Source organism: Streptomyces sp. SID11385 (genome assembly GCF_010548245.1).
In the GTDB taxonomy this organism is placed as follows: Bacteria; Actinomycetota; Actinomycetes; order Streptomycetales; family Streptomycetaceae; genus Streptomyces.
In genome coordinates this window covers 1-697 of record NZ_JAAGLR010000372.1, presented here as the reverse complement: position 1 = coordinate 697, position 697 = coordinate 1, and the positions used below count along the sequence as shown (strand labels likewise).

The 697-nt window shown below is 77.5% G+C and carries 1 protein-coding gene and 1 pseudogene; both read left to right on the top strand.

The genetic code is table 11. From position 1 onward, the window contains the following. A pseudogene (locus G3I42_RS11065) lies at positions 1-330 on the top strand (hypothetical protein); the annotation flags it as partial. 16 nt (positions 331-346) lie between these two features. Beyond that, a partial coding sequence (locus tag G3I42_RS11060; protein WP_343244515.1) for a hypothetical protein occupies positions 347-697 on the top strand: 351 nt, incomplete at its 3' end.

The window sequence follows — 697 nt, the reverse complement described above, 5'->3', positions numbered from 1 at the left end:
GTCCTGGGGGAGGCGCGGGCGTACGCCTGGCGGCTGTTCACCGACCGGTACGGCAGGGTCGCGGTCACCGGCACCCCGCTGCTGCCACGCTGCGACGGCCTCGGCCGGGCCGTGGTGCGCACGCTGGACCACCTGCCCCCCGTGCTGCCGCCCGCCTCCGCCGTCGAGACGGCCGCCGACCTCGTCGAGGAGAGCGAGGCCCACGAGCCGGAGCCGGCCCACGACGCGACCGAGGAGGAGGCGAGCCCGGCCGCGCACGCCGGAGTCGCCGCCCGCCCCCTGCCCACTCCCGCGCGGCCCGACGAGGGCGCGACGCGGACCAGTTCGTGAAACGGACCACCACCCCGTGAAACTCGCTGTCAGCACCATCGCACCCGACGCAGGGCGGACCGACCATCTGCTCGACCTGCCGGAGAGCGCGACCGTCGCCGAACTCGGCACCGCCCTCGGCACGGAACGGCTGTACCTCGGTGAACGGCTCGTGAGCCCCGAGCTGCGCGTGGGACCGGCGGGCATCCGTGCCGGGGCCGTCCTCGGGCTCGGCGCCCCCGTGCCCGTGACGACCGCGACGCGCGCGTGGCAGCCGCCGCCGCGCGATCCCGTCCTCGTCGAGGTCCGCCACGTCGGCGGCCCCGGCGCCGGGCGGACCTGGCTGCTCGGCCCCGGCAGTCACGAGGTCGGGACCGATCGCGGGTGC